Raw genomic sequence first — 24,720 nt, forward strand, 5'->3', positions numbered from 1 at the left:
ATTGGAGGAATTGGGATTGACATATAAAAAGCGATTGACATTTTTGGTTTTATTGGATTCATTAATTGTTTTGTCGGCCATTTATGTAAGTGTACTTACTCTTCACCCAACGCTTCAGATACTAAAGTCTGAAACGTTGCTGGTTTGCTCGGTTGCACTGCTACTAAGCCATCATTTTTTTGCATCTGTCTACAAGCTGTATAATAAAGCATGGGAGTATGCAAGTGTTGGAGAGCTCGTGGCGATTGCCAAGGCAGTTAGCTTGTCGATTATGACAACAGGGATTATGCAGCAGCTTTTAGTTGGAGATATATATTTTAGGGCTTTAATGCTTGCATGGATGATGCATATTTTGTTAATCGGTGGTTCCCGTTTTTCCTGGCGAGTTTACCGGGATCGGTATATTAAATCGAATACAAGCCACAAACGTGCTTTAATTGTAGGAGCAGGTGCGGCAGGAACAATGCTTGCGAGACAGCTTCTGAAAAACAGAGACACTGAAATTATACCGGTTGCGTTTGTCGATGATGACCCGAAAAAGTATAAATTACATATACTTGGTCTACCCGTAGCGGGAGAATCTAAAAGTATCGCAAAGACAGTTGAGACATTAAATATAGATAGAATCGTCATTGCCATCCCTTCTTTAAATAAGGAAGATATGAAACGCATTTTTGAAGAATGTTCTGGAACAAAAGCCAAGACAGTGATTATGCCTAAAATCGAGGATGTTATGCTCGGCAACGTTTCGGTTAATCAGTTCCGTGATGTGCAGGTAGAGGATCTTTTAGGACGTGAGCCTGTTGAGTTGGATATTGAGAGCATCTCGAAAAAACTTACAGGGAAAACAATTCTGGTTACGGGAGCAGGAGGATCGATTGGATCGGAAATCTGCCGTCAGGTATGCAAGTTCCAACCGAAAAAACTTTTGCTGTTGGGGCATGGTGAGAACTCTATTTACCAGATTGATATGGAATTAAAGAATAAGTATAAAGAAGATATTAAAATTGTGCCGGTTATCGCAGATATACAGGACAGGCACCGGATCTTTGATGTATTGGAAACTCATAAGCCGGATGTTGTATACCATGCAGCTGCTCATAAACATGTGCCCTTAATGGAATATAACCCGAAAGAGGCCGTGAAAAATAATGTGCTGGGGACAAAGAATGTAGCGGAGGCATCAGACACATTTGGAGTTGGAACTTTCGTTCTTGTTTCTTCTGATAAAGCAGTAAACCCAACAAATGTGATGGGCTCAACAAAGCGTATTGCGGAGATGGTTATTCAGGAGTTGGACAAGCATAGTACTACGAAGTTTGTTGCAGTAAGGTTTGGGAATGTTCTTGGAAGCCGAGGGAGTGTGATTCCTCTTTTTAAAAAGCAGATTCAGGCTGGTGGACCAGTCACTGTTACACATCCGGATATGACTCGTTATTTTATGACGATTCCAGAGGCATCACGACTAGTTATGCAAGCGGGTGCGTTGGCACGCGGTGGAGAAATTTTTGTTCTAGATATGGGTGAGCCGGTTAAGATTGTAGACCTTGCCAAAAATTTGATCCAGTTGTCTGGATATAATGTAGATGAAGTTGGTATTAATTACTCAGGAATACGTCCGGGAGAAAAAATGTATGAGGAACTGCTTGGAGAAAATGAAGTTCATAAGGAAGCGGTGTTTCCAAAGATCTTTATTGGGAAGGCTGTGTTGGAGCAGGAAGAAGAAGTACAATATTTGATCGAGCGGTTTGGTAGTATGTCTACCAATGAGGTTAGTGAGTTTGTGTTGAATTTGGCTAATAGGAAAGAGAATAAAATACTTTCATTGGCTAAATAGAGGAGGAAATTAAAGTGAAAAAAGTACGTAAAGCGATTATTCCTGCTGCCGGGTTAGGAACAAGATTCCTGCCGGCCACAAAGGCGATGCCAAAGGAAATGCTGCCGATTGTTGATAAGCCGACTATTCAATACATTGTGGAAGAGGCTGTGGCATCAGGGATTGAGGATATTATTATTGTTACGGGTAAAGGGAAGCGAGCAATTGAGGATCATTTTGATTACTCATTTGAGCTTGAAGAAAACCTAATTCAAAAGCAAAAGTTTGATTTACTAGAAAAGGTAAAAGAGCCTTCTAAAGTTGATATTCATTATATCAGGCAAAAAGAGCCTAAGGGACTTGGGCATGCGGTGTGGTGTGCAAGGAAGTTTATTGGGGACGAGCCGTTTGCAGTGTTGCTTGGGGATGATATTGTTCAGAGTGATACTCCTTGTTTGCGGCAACTGATGGATGAGTATGATAGGACGCTCTCCTCTGTTATTGGGGTACAGACTGTATCACCTGAGGAGACTCATAGATATGGGATTATTGATCCTTCCGATCAAAGTGGACGGAGGTACCAGGTGAATCACTTTGTTGAGAAGCCAAAGCAGGGTACTGCTCCTTCCAACCTCGCAATCATGGGGCGTTATATTTTGACTCCGGAAATATTCATGTTTCTTGAACAGCAAGAGTTAGGTGCTGGAGGGGAAGTGCAGTTGACGGATGCAATTCAGAAGCTAAACCAGATCCAGCGTGTGTTTGCTTATGACTTTGAAGGTGTTCGTTATGATGTTGGAGAGAAGTTTGGGTTTATAAAGACGACGATTGAGATGGCTTTGAAAGATGAGACTTTAAGGGACGAATTGGTACGTTTTATGGATGAAAGGCTTAGTGAGTTAAAAATCATTGAGAGTTAAGCAGAAATAAATTCAAGATGATTATGCGAAATTCTAGATATGCCTTTTTCATCGGTGTATCTAGAGTTTTTATATTTTTGCATAGAGGTGATGTCTTCTTGCCTTTATCAAAGAAGGCACTCGGTTATGCTGTGGGTGGAATACCTTAGACACGATGGGTTGTCGGGAGTGTGGCGTGAGGTGGGGTTGGGTTGGATGTCCTGAGTATGATTTTATTGGATTCTATCTATAAACTTTGGAATGTTCTTCGAGCTCTTTGTTCGGTTGGGTGAAGAAGATAGTTAGAGAGTGATTTAGGGGTATAAACATGCATTCGTTTTGGTCTTACTATATTTTTCAGGAGGGATATTGATTACTTCGAAAGGGTTACTTTAATAGAGCTACTGGTGGTTGCTGCTTTTTTAGGTATTCTTGCGACTATTGCTGTCTTATCAATTGGAAGAATTATTGAAAATTCTAGGCGGGTTGTTTGTGAGGAAATATGATCAATTTCAGCTGGGTGACCAGGAGCGTGGGGTTGGGCTAATTTTTATTGAATGGTTGGAGGGAACAAAGTAATAGTAGTTAGATTAAGTGCCAGAAACCTTGCAGGATAAGGGTTTGAGGCATTTTTAGTGAGAATTATAGATTGATTGAATGTTTTATATTATGAAGAAACTCGGTTTAGAGTGATGTTATGGTGAATACCTGTTTCGTATTTGCGCGGAGATTGAATAGATATTACGAGGTGACTATCAAAATAGCAAAATAAATCACAATATATAGTATTGAAAATGTTATTTTTAACAATTTGACATACAGCATATTGATTTTTATCTATTTCGTATATTGAATATAAAATGCGAGGTAGCTATGAGAAGTAAATTGATATTTAGTAGGCTAGTAGTTGGTTGGACAGAGAGATTTATTGATTCCAATTAAGTCCTAGCAAACTAAATAATAAACTTTGATAAAAATTTGAATAAAGCGAGGCTAATTAAAATGATTGATACCGAATTAAGAAATATACCCTTTTCTCCACCAGATATTACTGATGCGGAGATTGAAGAAGTAATAAAAGCAATGAAGTCAGGTTGGATTACAACTGGACCAAGAACTAAAGAGCTAGAAAAAAGAATAGCTGAATTCGTCGGTACAAACAAGTGTGTTTGTCTAAATTCTGCAACTGCTGCTATGGAACTTACACTTCGTATTTTAGGTGTCGGACCTGGTGATGAAGTTATCACTTCAGCATACACATATACTGCATCTGCATCAGTTATAGAGCATGTTGGGGCTAAAATAGTATTAGTTGATACTGCACCAGACTCTTTTGAAATGGATTACTCTAAACTAGCAGATGCAATAACAGAGAAGACTAAAGTGATAATTCCAGTAGATATAGCAGGGAAGATGTGTGACTACGATACTATCTTTGAAATAGTAGGAAATAAGAAAGCCCTATTCAGACCAAACAATGAACTGCAGTGGTTAATTAATAGAGTAGTTGTTATGACGGATGCTGCACATGCTTTTGGAGCAGGGAGAAAAGGGATGAAATGTGGGCAAGTTGCAGATTTTACTTGCTTCTCTTTCCATGCTGTAAAGAATTTTACAACTGCTGAAGGTGGAGCTGTCGTATGGCGCAATGGTCAAGGTTTAGACGATGATTGGCTTTATAAGCAGTTCATGCTGTATAGTCTTCATGGTCAATCAAAAGATGCACTTGCAAAAGCTCAAAAAGGTGCATGGGAATATGATATTGTTTATCCTGCCTATAAATGTAATATGACAGATATTATGGCTAGTATTGGTTTAATACAATTAGATAGATATGAAGGATTGTTGGAAAGACGTAGAGAGATTATTGAAATGTATGATAGAGCGCTTTTACCTTTAGGTATTAAAAGCTTGCAGCATTACTGCGAAGAGTCTTCTTCTTCAGGTCACCTGTACTTATTGAGAATACCTGAAATTAATAAAGAGAAGAGAAATGAAATTATCATTAAAATGGCTGAAGCAGGTGTTGCATGTAACGTTCACTATAAGCCATTGCCTATGTTTACGGCTTATAAGAATTTAGGATTTGATATTAAGGATTATCCAAATGCTTATAAGCAGTATGTTAATGAAATTACACTTCCACTTCATACTTTATTGAGTGATGGGGATGTGGAATATGTTGTTGAGAATCTAAAAAAAGTATTAAATGAAGTTTAAGGTGGGTTACAAGATGTATAAGAATTTTTTTAAAAGGATATTCGATTTAATCCTAACTTTAGTAGCCCTACCATTTTGGATTATTATTCTAGTAATAATAGGACCAATTATATACTTTCAAGATAAAGGGTCAATTTTTTATAATGCACCCCGGCTTGGTAAGGACGGAAAAGTATTTAAAATGTATAAGTTTCGTTCTATGAGGGTGAATGCTCCTGATCTTAGAAATGAAGATGGGTCAACATTTAATGCGGAAGATGATCCTAGATTAACAAAGATCGGAAAGTTTATTCGGAAAACAAGCCTTGATGAAACACCTCAACTGTTAAACATTATCAAGGGGGATATGAGTATTATTGGTCCTAGACCTGACTTACCAGAGCACCATGAATTATATGAAGGTAACGAAGAAAGGAAGCTTGAGATAAGACCAGGTGTTACAGGATATAATCAAGCATACTTTAGAAACACTGTCCCATGGAAAGAAAGAATCAAAAATGACATTTACTATATCGACCACCTTTCTTGGTGGCTTGATATTAAGATATTTATTAAGACTGCTGTATCTGTTTTAAAGCGTGAAGATGTATTTGTAACCGAAAAGAGTACAAGTTCAAATAAAAATACAGGTGTAGGAATGTAAGGGGTGAATTCTTTATGGAAAGTCTCGAAAATGCTGTGACTTTTAATGAATTAAAATGGGATACAGACTTTTTTGGTGTCACTAGTGCAAAAGCTACTCTGCATTGTCCTCTTACATTGGATGAATGGGAAGAATTAAAAACAAGATTTAAAGATTATCAGTTTGTTTCAATCATTAATAAAAACTCTGAACCTATTAATTCGCAGTTGATTGGGAAGAATACTTCCGCCTTTTTGACGGATGTAAATATTCAATTTGTGAAGAAATTAGGGGGCCCACAAGAGATTCCGGCAAATGTTACAATGCATCAATCATTAGGAAGAGATAACCAAATTATTGAAATAGCTGATTTTAAGTTCTCAAAGTTTACTGAGGATCCGGAATTAGCTAAACGTAAAGGAGATCAAGTTTATCGCCAGTGGCTTTTCAATGCCTTTGATAAGCCGGATAAATTTTTTGCATTATCCAGAGATGAAAATGAAGGTATAAATGGATTTGTTCTTTACTCTTTTTCTGATAATGTGAATGTAATCGAGTTGATTGCCGTGTCGCCGTTAGTAACTAAAGGTGGTATTGGAACTAGCTTGTTTAAAGCAGTAGAATATGCTACGCATCAACATGGTTATAACGAAATTAAGGTTGGAACCCAAATGCGAAATATGGGAGCAATTAACTTTTATCAAAAAGTTGGTTGTAAACAAATTGGGTGCCATCAGGTTTATCATCTATGGAATTTATAAATGAAAATAATAAAATAAAAAGTGATGATGTGATTATGAAGAAAATTTTAATTGTAGCGCAATTCACACAATTGCCAGGAGAAAATGGGAACAATAGAGGCAGGTTCAAATTAATTAGTGAGATGCTTGCGGAAAAGGGACATGATGTAACTGTTGTAACTAGTAGATTTAGAGAATTAGATCGCACCTTTAGAAAAGAAGAGACGGATGAATTTAAACAAGCCCCATATAAGATAGAAATTTTAGATGAAGTAGGTTATTACAAAAATATTAGTTTTAAGCGAATTTATAGTATGTGGACCTTCAAAAATAGTCTAAGGAAATTTTTGAGGAATAGAAAAGATGAATATGACTTGGTTTATTGCTGTGTTCCAGGTTTAGATAGTGCTCTTGTTGCTGGAAAATATGCTAGTAAAAAGAATATACCTTATGTTATCGATGTACAGGACGTTTGGCCAGAGGTTATGTACGATTTAGTATTGGATGTTCCTGTATTTAGTAATATTTTATTCCTACCAATGCAAATAAATGCAAATAAAGTATACGCTATGGCAAATGGTATCATGGCTGTATCAAAAACCTATCTAGATATCGCTAAAAGAAAAAATACTAAAAGCAAACTTAATGATTATGTATATATAGGTACTGATTTAGAAAGGTTTGATAATGATATTAATTCTTCCAGATTGTGTAATATCGAAAAGTCAAATGGTGAATTATGGATTGCTTATATTGGGTCTTTGGGGCATAGTTATGATATTTATACTTTTATCGAGGGTGCAAATATTGCATTTAAAAGAGGGATAAACGTAAGACCAATAATATTGGGTAGCGGGCCACTTGAAAAAGACTTTAAAGAATATGCAAATAAGATCGGAAGCAATGCTCTTTTTACAGGTTGGGTTGATCATGGGACTATGGGAAATTATTTGGAAAAATCAGATGCCGTTATCAATGCGATTAAGAGAAAGGCTCCACAAAGTATCACTAATAAAGTAGGAGATTATTTATCATCCGGAAAACCTATTCTTAATGGTAGTCAAAATCAGGAGTTTTTAGATTTGCTGAGAGACTATAATTTTGGAGAAAACTATGAACCGGAGAACCCAGAAAGCTTAGCGAAATCTATTCAAAAAATATTCGGGTATAGTAAAGAAACAAGAGACCAAATGGGAAAAAACGCGAGAAAGTTAGCAGAGTTAAAATTTGATAGAAAAAAGACTTATCCAGAAATTATAAATATGATCGATAAATTATTAAAATGAAAGTGGGTAATTAGACTATGAAAGAAAAATTAAGAATATTACATTTACCTAATACACTTTCAAAAAAAAGTGGCATCATGAGTTTTATTATGAATTATTATAGAGCCATTGATAAAGACAAAATACAATTTGATTTTCTAGTATTTGATACCAACGAAGATAGTTATGAAGAGGAAATAATAAAGCTTGGTGGACGTGTGTATAATGTAAGTCGTGCGGCATCTAAAAATCCCTTTTTTTTGCAAAGAGAAATAAATATGTTTTTCAATGAACATAAAAATGAGTATAAAGTGATCCATTATCATGCCATTTCTATTTGGCATTTCGCTCTCAAAATAGCTAAAAGACATGGTATAAAACACCGCATTTCACATAGTCACGCTACTATGTATTCTGATAAAAAACTAAATGCAATTAGAAATAGATTATTGATAAGTCAAATGAAAAAAAATGCAAATCACTATTATGCTTGTTCCGATGCAGCAGGGGGTTTCTTGTACGGAGATAATACTCTTAATGAAGGTAAAGTCAACATAATAAATAATGCAGTGGATTGTTCTAAATTTAAGTTCGATAAGATAAAGAGAGATAAAATTCGAAAAGCATTAGGTGTAGAAAATGAATTGCTTATTGGTCATGTTGGAAGATTTAATGAACAGAAGAATCACTTGTTTTTAATTGATATTTTTAATGCTATTTTAAAAAAAGAGTCTAATGCAAAACTTATACTTGTTGGTGAAGGTCCTTTAAGGGAAGCGGTAGAAGAAAAAATTAAGCAATTAAATATAGAAAAAAGTGTATTTGTTTTGGGAAAAAGAAATGATGTACCGGATATACTTAGTGCTGTAGATATTTTTTTACTGCCTTCATTATTCGAGGGGTTACCATTTGTTGGTGTAGAGGCGCAAGTATCTGGTCTTCCCATTGTACTCTCTGAAACCATAACAAAAGAGGTTGGTTTGAATAATTATATCTACATTCGCTTAGAGGATTCTTTAGAAAAGTGGTCTAATAAAATATTATCTCTTAATTATAAAATAGATAGAAACGCTTCATATAAAAATATAATGGAGAGAGGGTTTGATATTTATAAAGAAGCATTTAAGTTAGAAAGAATGTATTTAGAAATGATATAAATATTTGTTTGTTAAATTATATAGTCACGAAAGGAAGCTAATTATGAAAAAAGTAATAATCTTTGATACATCCGTTGCATCATTTAATAGAGGCGATGATATTATTATGAAAGGTGCACGCGAAGGCTTAGAGGAAATTTTGTCAAATTCTTTTGTCACAAACTTCCCAACACATACTCCAATTTTTCATTATCATCAAACGTCAAGGATTAATCAAAATGTAAAATGGCTACAACAGGCTGATTTGAAGTTTGTTTGTGGCTCAAATTTATTATACTCTAACATGGTGAGACCCTGGCCGTTATGGAATATAAACTTTTTAGACTCAATACCTATAAAAGACTGTGTATTAGTTGGAGTGGGGAGTGGCATTAATTCAAAGGGAGTAAATTTTTATACTAAGAAATTGTATAAATCAGTTCTTTCATCAGAGTATGTTCATAGTGTAAGAGATAACAGCACTAAATTAATGCTCGAAAAAATGGGATTTAAGGCCATTAATACGGGATGCCCAACATTGTGGAATTTAACTAGTGATTTGTGTAAACAAATTCCAACAAAAAAATCCGAAAGTGTTATTTTTACTCTGACAGATTATAGACGTGACAAAAGTAGAGATCAAAAAATGATAGAAATATTAATTAAAAAATACAAAACAGTAAGATTTTGGCCACAAGGATCAGAGGATTATAATTACTTTCAGAGCATGAGTGGGATAGATTCTATTCAAGTTATATCTCCGTCAGTGGAAGCTTTTTCAAATGCTTTAAATAGTGATACGGATTATGTTGGAACTAGATTACATGGTGGAATTTTTGCAATGAAGCATAAACGAAGATCAATAATAATAATTGTTGATCATAGAGCTAGAGAAATGAATAAAGACTTCAATCTCAAAGCGCTTGAAAGAGATAATATTGAGGAGCTTGAAAAGTTAATTAATTCAGAGTTTCCAACAGAAGTAACAGTAGATAGAAAAAAAATAAATTCTTGGTTAAACCAGTTTAAGTAAAGTGTATTAACCTTTTGATAGTAATTAATATGCTCGATTATGAACTAATTAAGTTATTATTAGTTAGTTCTAGGTAATTTAACTACTTCGTTATTAGTAGTTATGTGAATTACTTATTTGAAACAATTAATTTAGCAGTGTGATAACGGTAGATTAAGTATTGTACCTTATAATTTTTTAAAAAGTCGAATAGGAAAACAAATACATTTGGTACTTATCCTATTATGCTTTGGCTTGTTTGCTTTCCTGTTTAAGTTTCGTGCAGTTGATGATGACACATTTGCACTCCAATTTTTCAAATTGCAGCAATTATTTTTTTGTTAGATGTTTCACCAACCAGGGCTAAAACTCTAAATTTCTAATTACCGATTATTCTTTATTATATTACCAGGTCACTGCCAAGATAGTTCTAAAATATTATAGTGAATATTTAATGAATAATAGAGCTTTTTTAAAGGATGTTGCCGTCTTTAAATAAACATTTCCCTTTAGTAGGTTGAGGTGCCAGGTTCCGACCTACTTTGTGTATTTTCCTGACACAATTACTAATGAAACTGAAGTTTCCAATACTTGTAGGTTTATACATTAAAAGAAATAAATGAATTATGGATATAAAATATTAAACACTTTTATGAAGAATACAAATAGAAAAAGGACATTGAGGATAGTAGAAAAGGTGGGGTACCTTAAAAACTCTGAAGCTAAGAAACTAACGTTATATTACAATATTGCAAATGATTGGATAAATGAACATGTGGTTACACTATAACATAATAATTATACTAATACTCTTAGGTGTACTAATTTACTTTAATGGAAGATCAAGAAATAAAGATAAGTTATTCATTTCAATTTCCTTTATAATGTTTTTTATCTTGTCCGCCTTTCGCTCAGAGAATATTGGAAATGATACATTTAGTTATATATCATTATTTGAAAGAATAGCAAACAAAAATGACTTTTCACAATTTACAAGCGGGTATGAAACAGGATATGTTTATTTGAACAAGTTAATATCGACTATAAACCCTCATCCACAATTTTTTCTAATTTTTACGAGTATAATATTATTAATTGGCTTTGCCTTTTTTATATATAAAAAATCTAATAATGTATTTTTAAGTGTGTTTTTATTCTATACACTGGGTTTTTATGGATCTTCACTTAATATCCTAAGGCAATATATCGCTTTATTAATAATATTACTTGCTTATGAATATATGAGAAAGAAAAAAATATTTGTTGCTATTATTCTCATATTATTAGCTTCACAATTCCATGCTACTGCATTAATTGGATTTTTATTATTGCTTATACCATATATTAGATTTAATTATAAAATAATTTTTATTTTCATATGTGTTAGTATATTAATACAATTTAGCTTTGGTTTTATAATAAATTTAGTGTTTACAATTTCACCAAAGTATCATGTCTATTTAAATTCTGCCTATTTTGAAGGTGAAATTAGATTAGCGAGTATACTAAACCTTTTAATAATATTCATTATATTTATTATGGGATTAATTTTAAACTATAATACAAAACCCGAGAAATATAGCGCTGAGATAAAATTAGGTAGCGTTAAGCATAAAAAAATAATAAGTGATAATTATGCTATGCAGTATTTAATATTGTTTTCAGCATGTATAACATTTATTTCATTAAAGTTTAATTTAATTGAGAGGTTAAGTGAATATTTCTTTGTCTTTTCAATTATTTATCTGCCTAACATATTAAGTAAAATTCGAGAAAAAAAACTATATACAATTATAGTATATCTCGTTTGTGTCTTTAGTTTTATATATATCACTGTTATTTTATTATTTCGTCCAGAATGGAATAGAATATTTCCGTATGAATTTTTTTGGCAAATATAGGTAAAACATGATACGGCATGGGCATCAGCATCTTTGCATAAGGGCGATGAAATTATAATGCAATCTCCAAGAAAAGAGCTACATGAAATAGTAAATGATAGTTTTGTATTATCAATTCCTACACAGACCTGCGTTTCACTGTTATAAAACAACTAATGTAAACCCGAAAGTACAGTTTATGAAAAATGTAGATTATAAATTTGTATTTGGAAGTAATTTGCTTTACACAAACATGTTACGTCCTTGATTAAATTGGAGTATAAACCCATTTAATTATTTGTCTGTTAGAGGCGGCGTACTGCTTGGTGTAGGTTGTGGAGTAAATAGTAACAAAATTAACACTGGTATACCCAAAAATTGTACACGTCGGTATTATCTAATGAGTATATTCATAGTGAACGTGATGACAAAACAAAAGGGATTATTTAACTTAAAGCAATAAATACTGGGTGTCCAACTCTATGGTCACTTGCCTCTGAGTTATATAATGAAATACCAACAAAAAAATCTAATTCTGTAGTATTCACACTTACAGATTATTCAAGGGCCATAATTAGCGATCAGAAATTAATAAGTAATTTAAAGAATAATTACGAAAAGGTCTATTTTTGCCTCAGGACTCTGAAGACTTTTCATATTTTAATACATTTGGAAATGTTTCAGGGATAGAAGTAATCCCCCTGACTACTGAAGATTTTTAAGAATTTTCAATACTGATGTAGATTACATTGGTACCCGTTTACATGGGGGTATTATGGTATGAAGCATAAAAAGCGTTCAATAATTATTACAGTCTATCACCGGGCAAGAGAAATGAATAAAAGTTACAACTTAAATTATATAGAAAGAAAAGAAATTGATAAATTATCCCAAACAATAAACTCTGAATTTACTACGTCAGTTAATCTGAACTATGAAAATATAAGTCGATGGATGGAGCAGTTTATTTAACCTATATGATGTTTTATTAACGTAAAAACTAATAACAGTATGGCTAATGAAAATATGGTGTAAATTCGTTCGGCTTTTTGGGGTAATAATTTTGTTTTTTAGTAGAGGTGAAAGAAATATGTCAATACTAATAACTGGTGGTATGGGGTACATTGGCTCCCATACGGTGAAATACTTTTTGGATAAAAATGAAGATGTAATTGTGGTTGATAACCTACAGGGTGGTCATAGCAAATCAATTAATGTTGATTATTTCTATCAAATTGATTTAAGGGATAAAATGGCTTTAGACCAAGTCTTCAAAAAGCATAATATAGAGGCCGTTATACATTTTGCAGCTAATTCCTTAGTTGGAGAAAGTATGGAGAAGCCTCATGATTATTATCATAATAATGTTTATGGTATGCTTTGCCTTCTGGATATTATGAAGAAAAATAATGTTGTTAAGATTGTATTCTCATCAACCGCCGCTACTTACGGGGAACCTAAGAATATTCCTATTCTAGAGGAAGATGAAACCAATCCAGCAAATCCTTATGGGGAAACCAAGCTTGCCATGGAAAAAATGATGAAATGGTTTGAAAAGGGATATGGGACTAAGTATGTTTCTTTAAGATACTTTAACGCTGCAGGTGCCCATAAAAATGGAGAAATTGGAGAAGATCATAATCCTGAGACGCATCTTATCCCTTTAATTTTACAAGTTCCGCTTGGATTAAGAGAAAAAATCTATATTTTTGGTGATGATTACCCTACAAAAGATGGGACATGCATTAGAGATTATATTCATGTTATGGACCTAGCTTCTGCTCATTATCAGGCTTTAGAGTATTTAAGAAATGATAATTCAAGTAATATATTTAATCTTGGTAATGGTAATGGTCACTCGGTTATAGAAGTGATAAATATGGCAAGGAAAGTGACTAACCATCCAATTCCTGCAGAAGTAAAGGGAAGAAGAATGGGAGACCCAGCTGTTCTAATTGCCTCATCTGAGAAGGCTAAAAATGTGTTAGGTTGGAATCCAATGTTTGACTCGCTAGAAAGAATTATTACTGATGCATGGAACTGGCATAAAAATCATCCAAAGGGGTATTCCAACGAACCTAATAAAAATCTTTCGTTACGAAGTTGGAAAGATTAGCACCTTTTTAATATGCCCCCATTGTAAAATAATTTAATAAACGTTATGGATATGTTTGATACTATTTTTTATGGTTTTCATATGAAGCTATGTCGTGCGTTCAAATGAATCCCTTTGTTAATTTTCTTTGGAAAACTTATTATAGACTAAGGATTTTAATAGGAAACTTAAATAAATCTTAGATTGATTTTTCCTAGTAAGGTTGATGAATAAAATTGAATAATTACAAAAAGTTAGTTAGCAATTCACTCGTTTTTGCAATAGGAAACCTAGGTACAAAATTGATTATCTTTTTTCTAGTTCCACTTTACACATATTATTTAACAACTAGTGAATTTGGTCTGGTGGATTTATTAACTACTACAATAAATTTGTTACTGCCAATCTTTACTATGAGTATTTCTCAATCTGTATTAAGATTCGTGATGGATAAGAATTATGATAAACACGCAGTATTAATAAATTCTTTAGTAGTAATATTTATTGGCTTTATTTTATTATTAATGTGCTATCCAATATTTAGTGCTTTATTACCACTCGATGGATTTATCATTTACTTTTATTTATTGTTAATGATGCAGTCTATTTACAATGTACTAGCGGAATATATTAGGGCAAAAGGAAGGATTAGATTATTCGCAATTAGTGGAATTATTAATGCATGCATTCTATTAATTTGTAATCTTATCTTCCTTGTAATATTTAAAATGGGGATTGTTGGGTACTTAGTTTCTATTATCATTGCTCATATCTTTAGTAGCATATTTGTAAGTATTGGCGGAGGAATATATAGAGATATATATGTAAAAAAAGTAAATATTAAATTAATGAAGGAAATGTTAATATACAGCATTCCTCTAATGCCCAATGCACTAATGTGGTGGATAATGGGTTTATCAGATAGATTTATTATTACTTATTTTTTGGGATTAAGTGCAAATGGTATATATGCAGTAGCAAATAAAATACCAAGTATTTTAAATATTGTCCACTCTATTTTTTTTCAGGCCTGGCAAATGTCTGCTATTGAAGAAGCTGGATCAAAAGACAAGTCTAGATTCTTTACAAATGTATTTAGTGTGTTCTCTGTAACTATGTTAATTTCGACCTCGGTACTAATAGTTCATTTGAAAATAATAATAGAGATTATTATAGCGGGGAGTTATTTTCAAGCATGGAAATACGTACCTTTTTTATTATTGGGTGCTGTATTTTCAAGTTTTTCCGGTTTCTTAGGTACGAATTATATAGCAGCTAAAAGAACTACTGGTGTTATAAAAACCTCGGCTACTGGTGCAATTTTAAATATAGTTTTCAACATAATATTAATTCCATCAATTGGAATTTATGGTGCAGCTTTTGGAACAATGCTTAGTTTTGCTGTAATCTGGATATTAAGGATTAAAGATACTAAAAAGTTTGTAAATATAAAGTTAAATGTAAAAAATCTCTTGCTTACTCTAATAATTATATTTATTCAAATTGGTGTATTGTATATTAATTTGGATTTTGAATACTTACTGCAACTTAGTTTGTTATCTATTATTATTATTATAAATTTAAAAGAGATTAAATTAATTATTTTTAAGCTAACAGAGTTTGTGACAAACAAGCTCAAAAAATCTAGATAAGTTTCAAGAGTTTCTTTTATGTTGTAACACTTTTTTCGGTTGGTATATACTTTTTATTATGAGCTTACTTAATTATAATAGAAAAGATGCAAAAAAATTTGCCTCAGGCGCCATTGTGAGTTGAAATGCAGTTTTTCATCGACTCTCTTAACAGAAATGTTTGATTCTTAGCTTAATACACCCACATCCAGTCGCTTTATTTTAGGCAGCTGAAGGATCCAAAATTTAATGCTATAGATTGGTTTTGAGAAAATGGTTGTGAGATGATTCATAGAACTAGCAGAGCCTAACAACAATCTTGAGAATGGAGACTTTGTAACGGCATGTTAGGTTGAATTTGATTAATTAGAGAATAGGTATCAAAAAGGGACAGTCCTAAGCCAAATAATAAGGGATTGGGCGGATATGAGAAGTACCCGTTGCACTGTTAGGTTTCGTATCAGGCCCAACATATACTTTGTCGAAAGATTAATAGGTTGATCAGAGGAGAAAAGAGTAACATATGGCTCATCAGCCTATAACCTTATATATAATTGGGAACGGTTTGACTTGTTACATGGCGTTAAATCCGGCTATTCTATGTTCAAGGAATATCTCAAGAAACGGGATAAAGCCCTAAGCTTCGAAATGGGTACTTATTTCGAATGCGAGGATTTCTGGGGCGGTTTTGAAATAATCTGTCCTTTCTTTCTCGCGAAATGATCATGGAATCAGTGGATACAATGCTGGATACTTATATGGGATAAATTTGATGAAGATGATGACAACTTCTCTTATGCCGATTATTTTGCAACTATTGAAATGGGGAAACAAGTTATTCCTGACCTGCTCAATAATTTGCCTAGGTTTAAACAATGGATTAAAACATTATATCCAAGAAAGAAGCCCTCGATAAGCTATTTAATCGTGATGCTTTATATCTAAATTTTAATTATACTGAGTTTCTTGAAACGCTTTATGGAGTACCTAACGATAACATCCTATACATTCACGGTGTTAGGAGAGATCAGAAAAAGAAGTTAATCATAGGTCATGGTCGCAATCCAAATAAGGATTTTGCTGACTGGTACGAAAGAAATAAAGGTGATCAGCGATTCAATAATTATCGCAAAGTAACTGAAAACTCGGCATTCTTTGATTCGCTTAAGGAGATACAAGAGATTGTTGTGATTGGGCATTCATTATCGCCGGTAGATCACCCCTACTTTAGAAAAATTATCGAAGAAAATACAATGCCCGATAAGCTGCATTGGAAAATTAGCTGATACAGCGATCCTGATAAAGATAGGATTAGAAAATTTGATGCAATGATGGGCATAGATGAGCAAAATGTTGAGATTTAATCTATGATCGATAAACTTAGAAATATTAATACTCGCCTGGTTAAATAGATGGCTAGGCGGGTTTATTTGTGTTGGACTTACGCCATAGGGCGTTGATTTACTAAAGCAGGAAATACTAATAGGATTATGCAAGCTTCGGCATAATCCTTTTATTTAATCCTTCCTGTATCTACATAACATTTCTTCTTTCACAATTTTTCCCCATTCAAGATCAATAAGCATTACATATAAATTAACTGTTTTTCAATGTGAATTTTTAAGTGGTGTTTAATTTTACTTCAGAAAGTTAAATTAGTTCAGAATCGATTCACTAGATGGGGTACCTTTAAGTCATAACTAGATTTTTGGGTAAACAGTAAGCCAAGTTTACTTACTAAACCGAGCATCAAATAACCCAAGTTTTACTTTTTTTGTTTAGTGCAAAATAAAAGTGGTTCTTACGGTTGTTTGGTGAAAAGGGATTCTGGATATTAGGTAAGTATAATATTCAGGAGGTGGAAACTTATGATGTTCTTATGGTTATCGCATGATCCTCATCTGGAACTAATTCATGTTTTTTCTTCATCTGAACCTGGCTCCTTACTCCTCACCGTTCAAAGCAAACGGCCCTCTGTTTCGTGTCCAAAGTGCAAAAAAATCACCTCAAGAATTCATAGCCGATATGCACGGATCACGGATCATACAGGAACTCCCTGTCAGCGGTCAACCGGTCGAGCTACAGCTTCTTTCAAGAAAATTGTTTTGCGACAAGTCAGAATATTCTGCCAGGATATTCACTGAACGTTATGAAGGAATCCCTGCCAATGGCCGGCGTACCTTCCGTGCAGAAAATCTGCTAAGAAAAATAGTGTTTTTCACTAGCTGCCTAGCAGCTGAAAAGGTAGCACACGCTGCACACATTCCGGTAAGCCATGATGCCTTATTAGCCATTGTTCATCGGACAGAAATGAATCCGGAGGTGTTACCCTTTCCTCGGTTTGGATGATTTTGCTTTCAAGAAAGGGCATACTTACGGTACGATGATCTGCGACCTTCAAACTCATAAGCCTCTGGCACTCCTGCCCGATCGTAGGCCGGAAACCGTTACAGCATGGCTAGAAATGAATCCGTTTGTTCAAATGGTCAGCCGGGACGGCTTCACCGCCTTTCGCCAAGGGATTACCGAAGCTGATCCATCTATCAAGCAAATCTATGATCGGTTTCATTTTATTAGAAATGCAAAAAAGCAACTTGACACTTGGGCATCCCCAATTCTGCCGGCTAAGATTACGTGGATAGATTCTTCAGATATAGACGAAGAAATCCCTTTAACTCGCGCAGAAAGGCAAACAAGTGACCGGCAAAAACGAAAGTGGGGGATTATTCAGGAAATACAAGAGCATTCAAACTAGGTAAAAATGTATCCAAGCTGGCAAGAGAATATGATTTGGATTGGCGTACGATTTAAAAGTATACAAACATGAAAAGCCCTCCTGATTTTCAAAGACAGTGATCACGTTTAACAGACCCTTTTAACGAGCGAATGAGAAAACTCGAAAAAGGAGGAAAACACTGTAAAACAGATCTATTCTGCTATTCAAATAGAAGGCTATAAAGGTACTTATTCAGGCGTTCGTACATTTGTACAAAACATTCGGAAAGATAGACAACATAACACCCCAAGAGAAAAGGGTTTTATCCAACTCAAGGAGGAGCTTGTGTGCCTGGTTGTGGAAGCCACCCCAAAAATTAAAAAAAGAAGAAACAGAGTTACTACAGCGTACACTAAAAGACTATTCCACTCTAGAGGGTGTATATCAAACAATCCAGAAATATCGGGCTGTGGTTGAAGCGCGTGATGTAGAAGGTTTTCTTCAATGGCTCAAAGACCAGTTAAGCAGCCGGAAACACCCTTTTTATTACTACGCTTTCCGTCAGCGGAGTGACATACAGGCTGTAAAAAACGCTCTAACTCTGCCTTTTAGCAATGGATTGCTTGAGGGGCAAACTAATCGGTTGAAAACCATAAAAAGGATGACATATGGAAGAGCCGGATTGGCATTATTAGAAAAAAGGGTTCTATATCATCTGTAATGCTATTTTAAAAAAAAGTTAGCAGAAAAAGAACAAAGGTATGGTTTATTTCACCAAGAAAGCGTAAGAACCACTTTTATTTTGCACTAAACACAAACTTTATTCAGTACAAAATACCGATCTTTTTGCTATTTTAAAGGTGGAGAAATTATATATAGCAGCAGCACAAGCTTTGCCTCCGCACCGATTGGCTATACTGAAATGCTCAAGGAAATATTTTCAGGGGACGGTTTTGTATTGGAGGGGATACAGGAAAATATAGACTTTGTAAAAAAAACAGTGCAAAAGTAAGTGTGGAATTTACACGGTACGACGCGTACAAAATTGATCAAGAAGAGGATGGATAATTGCGGTTAGCTGGTAAAATAATAAACTAAAATCTTTATATTTTGATATAGCAAGCTTGCTATTAAAATTCAAATAACATTTAATCAAACGTTTGATTAAAATAAAAGAGTTGTCAAACTCATTGTAATTGATATAAATAGGCAGGTTAGAAAAAACTAATCTCTTCCATAATAGCCCATTTAGACTCTTCGTTGGTTGAGTCTAAATGGGCTATTGCAAAATTAGAATGGATAAGGATGAGAAGAAGGACACCATTTATGTTTATCTTAATCAGGAATTAGTAAAAGCATCATGAAAGATGGGAACATATATTCATCAAGTATCATTTATATATTTCATTCTTAAACCTTTTATTTAAATTCAAAGGTAATTTCTTGTGGTTCTGCAATTGTGTTATTCTCTTTATCGGTAACTTTGCCAGAGTTATTATTTTTACCGTTTTTACTTTCAGTGGTTCCGTTTCCGCTATAAAACCAATTCTTGATGCATCCCTTTTTTTACTGTCGAATTCTCCTCCATTATTTTTACCTCTGAACTCGATATTAGCGGCCACTTTTTCTTCATCCGTGTTTAATATGACCTTATCTATAGGAGTGTAGAATCTTATAATTTTCACTGCCAAACCCCTCGGACTGGGAACTTTTAAAATCTATTAGATGGCCGGTCTTGAATAACCCTTTCACTGAAGAAAGTCATATCAATTCTCCCTCTCATCTGGGAATTTTTATATATTTTATTAGATAAAATTGGTAAAATAAGAACTAAAGGTATCTTATTCCACGGAAGGAAAGAACATGAAGAACTTTAGAAAAGTAACACTGGCTATTACATTATTATTGGGAATCTTTTTATTTGTGGTATCTATTCCGGTTACCAGTGAGATGGTCATGGAAAAGTTTTATGATTTTGAAATGGAAAAAAAATATAGAATCACAGAGCTAAACGAGATGTATAAAGGGGCTCCAACCGAGTATGAGTTTGGGGGTTCAAAGATCGACATTTACAGAATACTGGAAGAAAACGAGTCATACGAGGATCCACGGGGCAATTTGGTTACCCCGGCAGATATTTATGTAACCGTCGATAGCTTAACACAGGAAGTCCTAAAAGGTTACCCTGTGGAAGTCGGACAGGAAGGTTTAAATCAATATACTCATTATATTTCTTATTGGAGAGTATTGGATAAAAAAACAGATCAGGAATCCCTCGTCATTGTCCTCCAGATGAATGGGGCAAAAGAAAAAATGATTGGCAATAGAATGGAAGGTTTTCCTCCAATCGAAGAGCTCAAGTATATGGCTATTACAATCAAGGAAGATGGTACATTAACGAAAGAACCATTTACATACAAAAATAAAAACAAACTACAGACAAAGCTGATTCCGCCGATGTACTTTGGAGGAGCAGGGTATTATACAGATGACTGGAAGGGCTATCCTGTTTTCTATTTTGCTTATCTACTTCCCTTTTTGATGACCATCTTGGGAATTATACTCATCTGCTTATCAATAAGAAGTCTAAGGAAACCATTATAATTTTTTATACAAAACTGGCTTAGCTGGAGCTGAGCCAGTTTTGTATATTTTTGTGAGGATCTTCTCTCTTTGTACACAAAAAGTTAAAGGTATCTTCCAAATTTTAGTGTAACTTTCTGTTCGGTCTAGTAAAATATCATTAGGTAAAATATCTCATTTTAAAGGAGCAGGAAAGTCTTGAAGAAACTATTATCTATTATTCTAGTTTTTCAGTTATTACTCGTCCCGGCAGCAGCGTCGGCCCAAGGAGTGGATGAGAAGAGTAAGCAGGCTGGGGAAACCATATCAGCAGATTTTTCAGTTAATTCCAAGCCTAGATTATCACTCGAAGGAGAAGCGAATTATCAGGATCCATCTAATTACCCGCTTAAGAATAATGGGGAACTGATTGATGTTCTATTAGACAGTTATGGGGTGAATCATTATACATATTTTAATAATCTAGCAACTTCGCCCGATAACTCAGAGTACATGGAACTCAGTTTACTATATAGTTCGAATCAATCTTCTCCCAAAGACGGGCTGCTCACCATTGAGTTCTATAAGGAAGCCAATAATTCCTTATCTTACGTTGGGGGGAGTGACTTCCCAGTTGCATGGTTTACTCAAGCTACCCTTGGTGTAGATTTGCAAAAAAGTTATTTTGCAGATCAGCGTTATCTTTATATGAGAATAGGTACGTCTCAAAGCAGTTCTGATACTTACTACTCAGATGTAACGCTGTTTAAGGTTGAAAACCCATTTGCTTCTGTGAATCCATCTTTACCGCCTGATCAATATGCGGTCATAAGCAATGAATCCGTTGATGCAGAGACAGCACAGTCTTCTGGAACATTTGATGTGAAAGGCATGAAATATACAAAAGACAGCAGTTTAAAACCGAGTGCTTATAAAGTCGATTTCGATAAACCTTTTGACAGTGCAGCCAATAAAGGGAGGCTGTTAGAGAAAAGCACAAAGTCCATAAACAGCCTTTACAGTGTTGGTGATTATAAGAATTTTTGGGTATCCAATTTGACCACCAATGCTAACGAGCAGATTAATGCCAGGCTGGCATACAGCGGGACAAAGGCAAATGTGTGGGTTCACAATAATGAAATCACAGATTCAGATGCTGAAAAATTAGGTATTGAGTTTGATAGTAAAATTCATTCCTCCGTTACTAATCATTTTGGACCGGAGTCAGATGTTAATTCTGATGGGAAAATAAATATATTAACCTATGACATTCAGGATGGATTTTCTGGAAGCGGGGGGTATGTAGCAGGTTATTTCTGGGCGGGGGATTTGTATAATGTCTCTGGTTCAAATATGTCAGAAATTTTTTATATTGATACCTATCCGGCAATGGGAATGGGATCTGTTAAAGATGTTACCAGTTCATATGAAACGCTGGCACATGAGTTTCAGCATATGGTGAATTTTAATCGCAATGCCCTGATTGAGGGTGGTGGAAGTATGGACACCTGGCTGAATGAGTCGCTATCCATGGCAGCAGAACAAATTTATACAGGCTACGGTCTTGAAGACAGAGTGAATTACTACAACGTATCGGCAGCTATTCAAAATGGCCATTCATTGCTTTATTGGGATCGCTATGGGGATACATTGTCCAACTATTCCTTGTCTTATCTGTTTGGACAATATATTAAAATTCAAGCCGGGATAGGCGATAACATTTTTAAAGAAATTCTTCAGGACCCCAATAATGACTATGTAGCAGTTGAAAACGCTGCAAAGAAATATATTGATCCGAATATGACATTCGGAAAGCTAATGACCAATTTTAGAATTGCCCTTCTATTAAAAGAGCGCAACGGTTTACGCGGATTTAAGGGTGATCCATTCTTCGATTCGTTAAATGAAAAGATCTTTAATGGCAATTCAGTTAATCTCCGTGGGGGCGGTTCGGTTGTAACAGCATTTAATTCGGAGGAAGGGTTTGAAGAACCTGCTGAAAAAGGGGCAGATATTACTTATACCATTCTAAACATGAATTCGGGAGAACCGGATATCACAGCGCCGTCCAGTCCTGTCGTGAATCAGGTTGGAGACGCGGATTCGATTATCACAGGTAAAGCTGAAGCTAATGCTGCAGTCTATGCTATCGCCGAAGGAAGTGAAATTGGAAGAGACACAGCAAACCAAGCAGGAGATTTTCAGCTATCTATTTCACCGCAGACAGCAGGAACAAGTATTAATGTTTATGCTATGGACCAGTCTGGAAATGTAAGTGAACCTGCTATAGTGACGGTGGAAGATGTCACAGCACCTGGTGCTCCACAAGTAAACAAAGTAACAGATCAGGACTTAACAGTAACCGGAACAGCTGAAAAGGGTTCAGAAGTAACAGTCAAAATCGGACCGGATAGCTGGACAGGAAAAACAAATACAGCAGGTCAATTCGCTGTTTCCATTCCCAAACAGCAAGCTGGAACTCAAATTGAAGTTACTGCCAAAGATGATGCCGGCAATGTAAGTGCTGCCGCTACAGTAACAGTAGCAGATATAACTCCGCCGGCAGCTCCTGCAGTAAATAAGGTAACAGACCAATCAACTGCTGTAACAGGAACTGCTGAAAAAGGCTCAGAAGTAACTGTTAAAAGTGGAACGGCAAGCTGGAAAGGGACGTCCAATCCAGAAGGTCAATTTTCAATCACGATACCAAAACAAAAAGCAGGTACAATCGTTGAAGTAACAGCAAAAGATACAGCCGGGAATGTGAGTATTGCTGCGAGGGTCATCGTTGCTGATGGTACTCCTCCAGCTGCCCCAGCAGTAAATACGGTATCTGATCGAAACTTGAAAATATATGGAACAGCAGAACCTGGTTCGTCCATCTCTGTCAGAATAGGTGCCTCTGAGATTGGAAAGGGAGCTGCAGGAGAGAATGGCTTCTTTGCTGTTGAAATCTCTGCTCATCAAAATGTAGGAACAGAGCTTGTCATCATTGCACTTGATACAGCCGGAAATGCAAGCAGTCCAACAAAGGTGAAAGTCATCAAAGGAAATACCCAGCTAAGCAAACTAGTCGGAAAAACCCGCTATACCACTGCAGTTGAAATTTCAAAAAAGGGATGGTCTGCATCAGATACAGTCTTCCTGGTAAATGGCTGGGCAATCGCTGACGGATTAACGGCTACACCATTGGCTTCTGCTAAGAATGCTCCGATCCTTTTAGCGGCAACCAATAGTTTGCCTGAAGAGACGATGGGAGAAATCGAGCGGCTTAAAGCAAAAAATATTGTGTTAATTGGGGGATCAGGTGTCATTTCGGATGGAGTAAAGAATAGTCTTTCCTCTCAAGGATACTCGGTATCACGAATTGGCGGAAAAACGAGATATGAAACGTCACTTAAGATCGCACAGGAGTTGGATAAACTGGTCGATGTCCATACGGTTTATATGGCTTATGGCCACGGTGAGCCTGATGCCTTGTCAATCGCAGCTGAATCCGGTCAAACCAAGCAGCCAATTATCTTAACAGAGAAAAAAGCTGTACCAGCCAATACGTATCAATGGCTAAAGGGTGAAGGTCTTCAAACTTCCTACTTTATTGGGGGTAAAGGTGTGATCTACCCGGCCATCTTAACTGAGATGAACAGCATCACTGCAAAAAGTGTAGTAAATAATCGGTTAAGCGGTGTTAATCGCCAGGAGACCAATGCTAAAGTCATTCAAACCTTCTACAAACAAGAAGAAATGCCAACGATTATGGTAGCTCATGCAAGTACTTCCAAATTAGTAGACGCTTTGGCAGCAGGGCCATTGGCAGCTAAATACAATGTACCTGTCTTATTGGTATCCAATAAGCTTGATCCTCTACAAGTCAATGCTATTAAAGGAAAACATGCGAATGATGTGCACCAGATTGGTGGAGGCATTGGAGAACCTGTGTTAAAACAAGTAGTGGATTTAATGAATTAAAAACATATAAAGAGGGGATTAATGATTGTCCAGCAATCTATTAGTCCCTCTTTTTTCTTATCATCATTTTCTTCCTCTATAAAAAAAGCCGACACAACTGCGTTTTCCAGACTTCAATCAAACGTTTGATTGAAAAAAATTTTGCTTTGAACAATCG

At 35.1% G+C, this 24,720-nt stretch carries 17 protein-coding genes; 16 read left to right on the plus strand and 1 reads right to left on the minus strand.

Annotated features, from left to right (window positions below):
• The first annotated feature begins 16 nt into the window (after window positions 1-16).
• From QUF73_19645 to QUF73_19710, 14 genes are all read left to right on the plus strand, one after another.
• Complete coding sequence (locus QUF73_19645) at window positions 17-1,837, plus strand: nucleoside-diphosphate sugar epimerase/dehydratase (GenBank protein ID MDM5228344.1); 1,821 nt, start codon at window positions 17-19, stop codon at window positions 1,835-1,837.
• 14 nt (window positions 1,838-1,851) lie between these two features.
• Window positions 1,852-2,736 carry a UTP--glucose-1-phosphate uridylyltransferase GalU gene (gene galU, locus QUF73_19650; protein MDM5228345.1) on the plus strand — a complete coding sequence of 295 codons (885 nt, stop codon included), beginning with the start codon at window positions 1,852-1,854 and terminating at the stop codon, window positions 2,734-2,736.
• A 981-nt stretch (window positions 2,737-3,717) separates the two neighbouring features.
• Window positions 3,718-4,935, plus strand: a complete 1,218-nt coding sequence (locus QUF73_19655; protein MDM5228346.1) for a DegT/DnrJ/EryC1/StrS family aminotransferase — start codon at window positions 3,718-3,720, stop codon at window positions 4,933-4,935.
• A gap of 13 nt (window positions 4,936-4,948) precedes the next feature.
• On the plus strand, window positions 4,949-5,578 hold the full coding sequence (locus QUF73_19660; protein MDM5228347.1) for a sugar transferase: 630 nt from the start codon (window positions 4,949-4,951) through the stop codon (window positions 5,576-5,578).
• 14 nt (window positions 5,579-5,592) lie between these two features.
• Window positions 5,593-6,318, plus strand: a complete 726-nt coding sequence (locus QUF73_19665) for a GNAT family N-acetyltransferase (GenBank protein ID MDM5228348.1) — start codon at window positions 5,593-5,595, stop codon at window positions 6,316-6,318.
• A complete protein-coding gene (locus tag QUF73_19670; GenBank protein MDM5228349.1) occupies window positions 6,306-7,583 on the plus strand; it encodes a glycosyltransferase family 4 protein in 1,278 nt (425 codons plus the stop codon). Before QUF73_19665 ends, QUF73_19670 begins: the two co-directional genes overlap by 13 nt.
• 17 nt (window positions 7,584-7,600) lie before the next feature.
• Window positions 7,601-8,719 carry a glycosyltransferase family 1 protein gene (locus tag QUF73_19675; GenBank protein MDM5228350.1) on the plus strand — a complete coding sequence of 373 codons (1,119 nt, stop codon included), beginning with the start codon at window positions 7,601-7,603 and terminating at the stop codon, window positions 8,717-8,719.
• Between the two features lie 43 nt (window positions 8,720-8,762).
• Window positions 8,763-9,731 (plus strand): polysaccharide pyruvyl transferase family protein, encoded by a 969-nt coding sequence (locus QUF73_19680; protein MDM5228351.1) that lies wholly within the window; start codon window positions 8,763-8,765, stop codon window positions 9,729-9,731.
• A gap of 752 nt (window positions 9,732-10,483) precedes the next feature.
• Window positions 10,484-11,611 (plus strand): EpsG family protein, encoded by a 1,128-nt coding sequence (locus tag QUF73_19685; GenBank protein ID MDM5228352.1) that lies wholly within the window; start codon window positions 10,484-10,486, stop codon window positions 11,609-11,611.
• 1,069 nt (window positions 11,612-12,680) lie between these two features.
• Window positions 12,681-13,706: a UDP-glucose 4-epimerase GalE gene (galE, locus tag QUF73_19690; protein MDM5228353.1), complete on the plus strand. Its 1,026-nt coding sequence runs from the start codon at window positions 12,681-12,683 to the stop codon at window positions 13,704-13,706.
• A gap of 215 nt (window positions 13,707-13,921) precedes the next feature.
• Window positions 13,922-15,337 (plus strand): oligosaccharide flippase family protein, encoded by a 1,416-nt coding sequence (locus QUF73_19695; protein MDM5228354.1) that lies wholly within the window; start codon window positions 13,922-13,924, stop codon window positions 15,335-15,337.
• A gap of 1,893 nt (window positions 15,338-17,230) precedes the next feature.
• Window positions 17,231-17,665: a transposase family protein gene (locus tag QUF73_19700; GenBank protein MDM5228355.1), complete on the plus strand. Its 435-nt coding sequence runs from the start codon at window positions 17,231-17,233 to the stop codon at window positions 17,663-17,665.
• Between the two features lie 34 nt (window positions 17,666-17,699).
• Window positions 17,700-18,071: a transposase gene (locus QUF73_19705; protein MDM5228356.1), complete on the plus strand. Its 372-nt coding sequence runs from the start codon at window positions 17,700-17,702 to the stop codon at window positions 18,069-18,071.
• A 316-nt stretch (window positions 18,072-18,387) separates the two neighbouring features.
• The gene (locus QUF73_19710) at window positions 18,388-18,753 is read left to right on the plus strand and encodes a transposase (GenBank protein ID MDM5228357.1); all 366 of its coding nucleotides are present in this window, start codon (window positions 18,388-18,390) and stop codon (window positions 18,751-18,753) included.
• A 670-nt stretch (window positions 18,754-19,423) separates the two neighbouring features.
• Here QUF73_19710 and QUF73_19715 read toward each other — a convergent pair.
• On the minus strand, window positions 19,424-19,717 hold the full coding sequence (locus tag QUF73_19715; GenBank protein ID MDM5228358.1) for a hypothetical protein: 294 nt from the start codon (window positions 19,715-19,717) through the stop codon (window positions 19,424-19,426).
• A 178-nt stretch (window positions 19,718-19,895) separates the two neighbouring features.
• Here QUF73_19715 and QUF73_19720 point away from each other — a divergent pair, with 178 nt between their 5' ends.
• Complete coding sequence (locus QUF73_19720) at window positions 19,896-20,636, plus strand: hypothetical protein (protein MDM5228359.1); 741 nt, start codon at window positions 19,896-19,898, stop codon at window positions 20,634-20,636.
• 177 nt (window positions 20,637-20,813) lie between these two features.
• Window positions 20,814-24,563, plus strand: coding sequence for an Ig-like domain-containing protein (locus QUF73_19725; protein MDM5228360.1), 3,750 nt, complete (start codon window positions 20,814-20,816; stop codon window positions 24,561-24,563).
• Window positions 24,564-24,720 lie beyond the last annotated feature (157 nt).

Source organism: Cytobacillus sp. NJ13 (assembly GCA_030348385.1).
Classification (GTDB): domain Bacteria; phylum Bacillota; class Bacilli; order Bacillales; family Cytobacillaceae; genus Cytobacillus.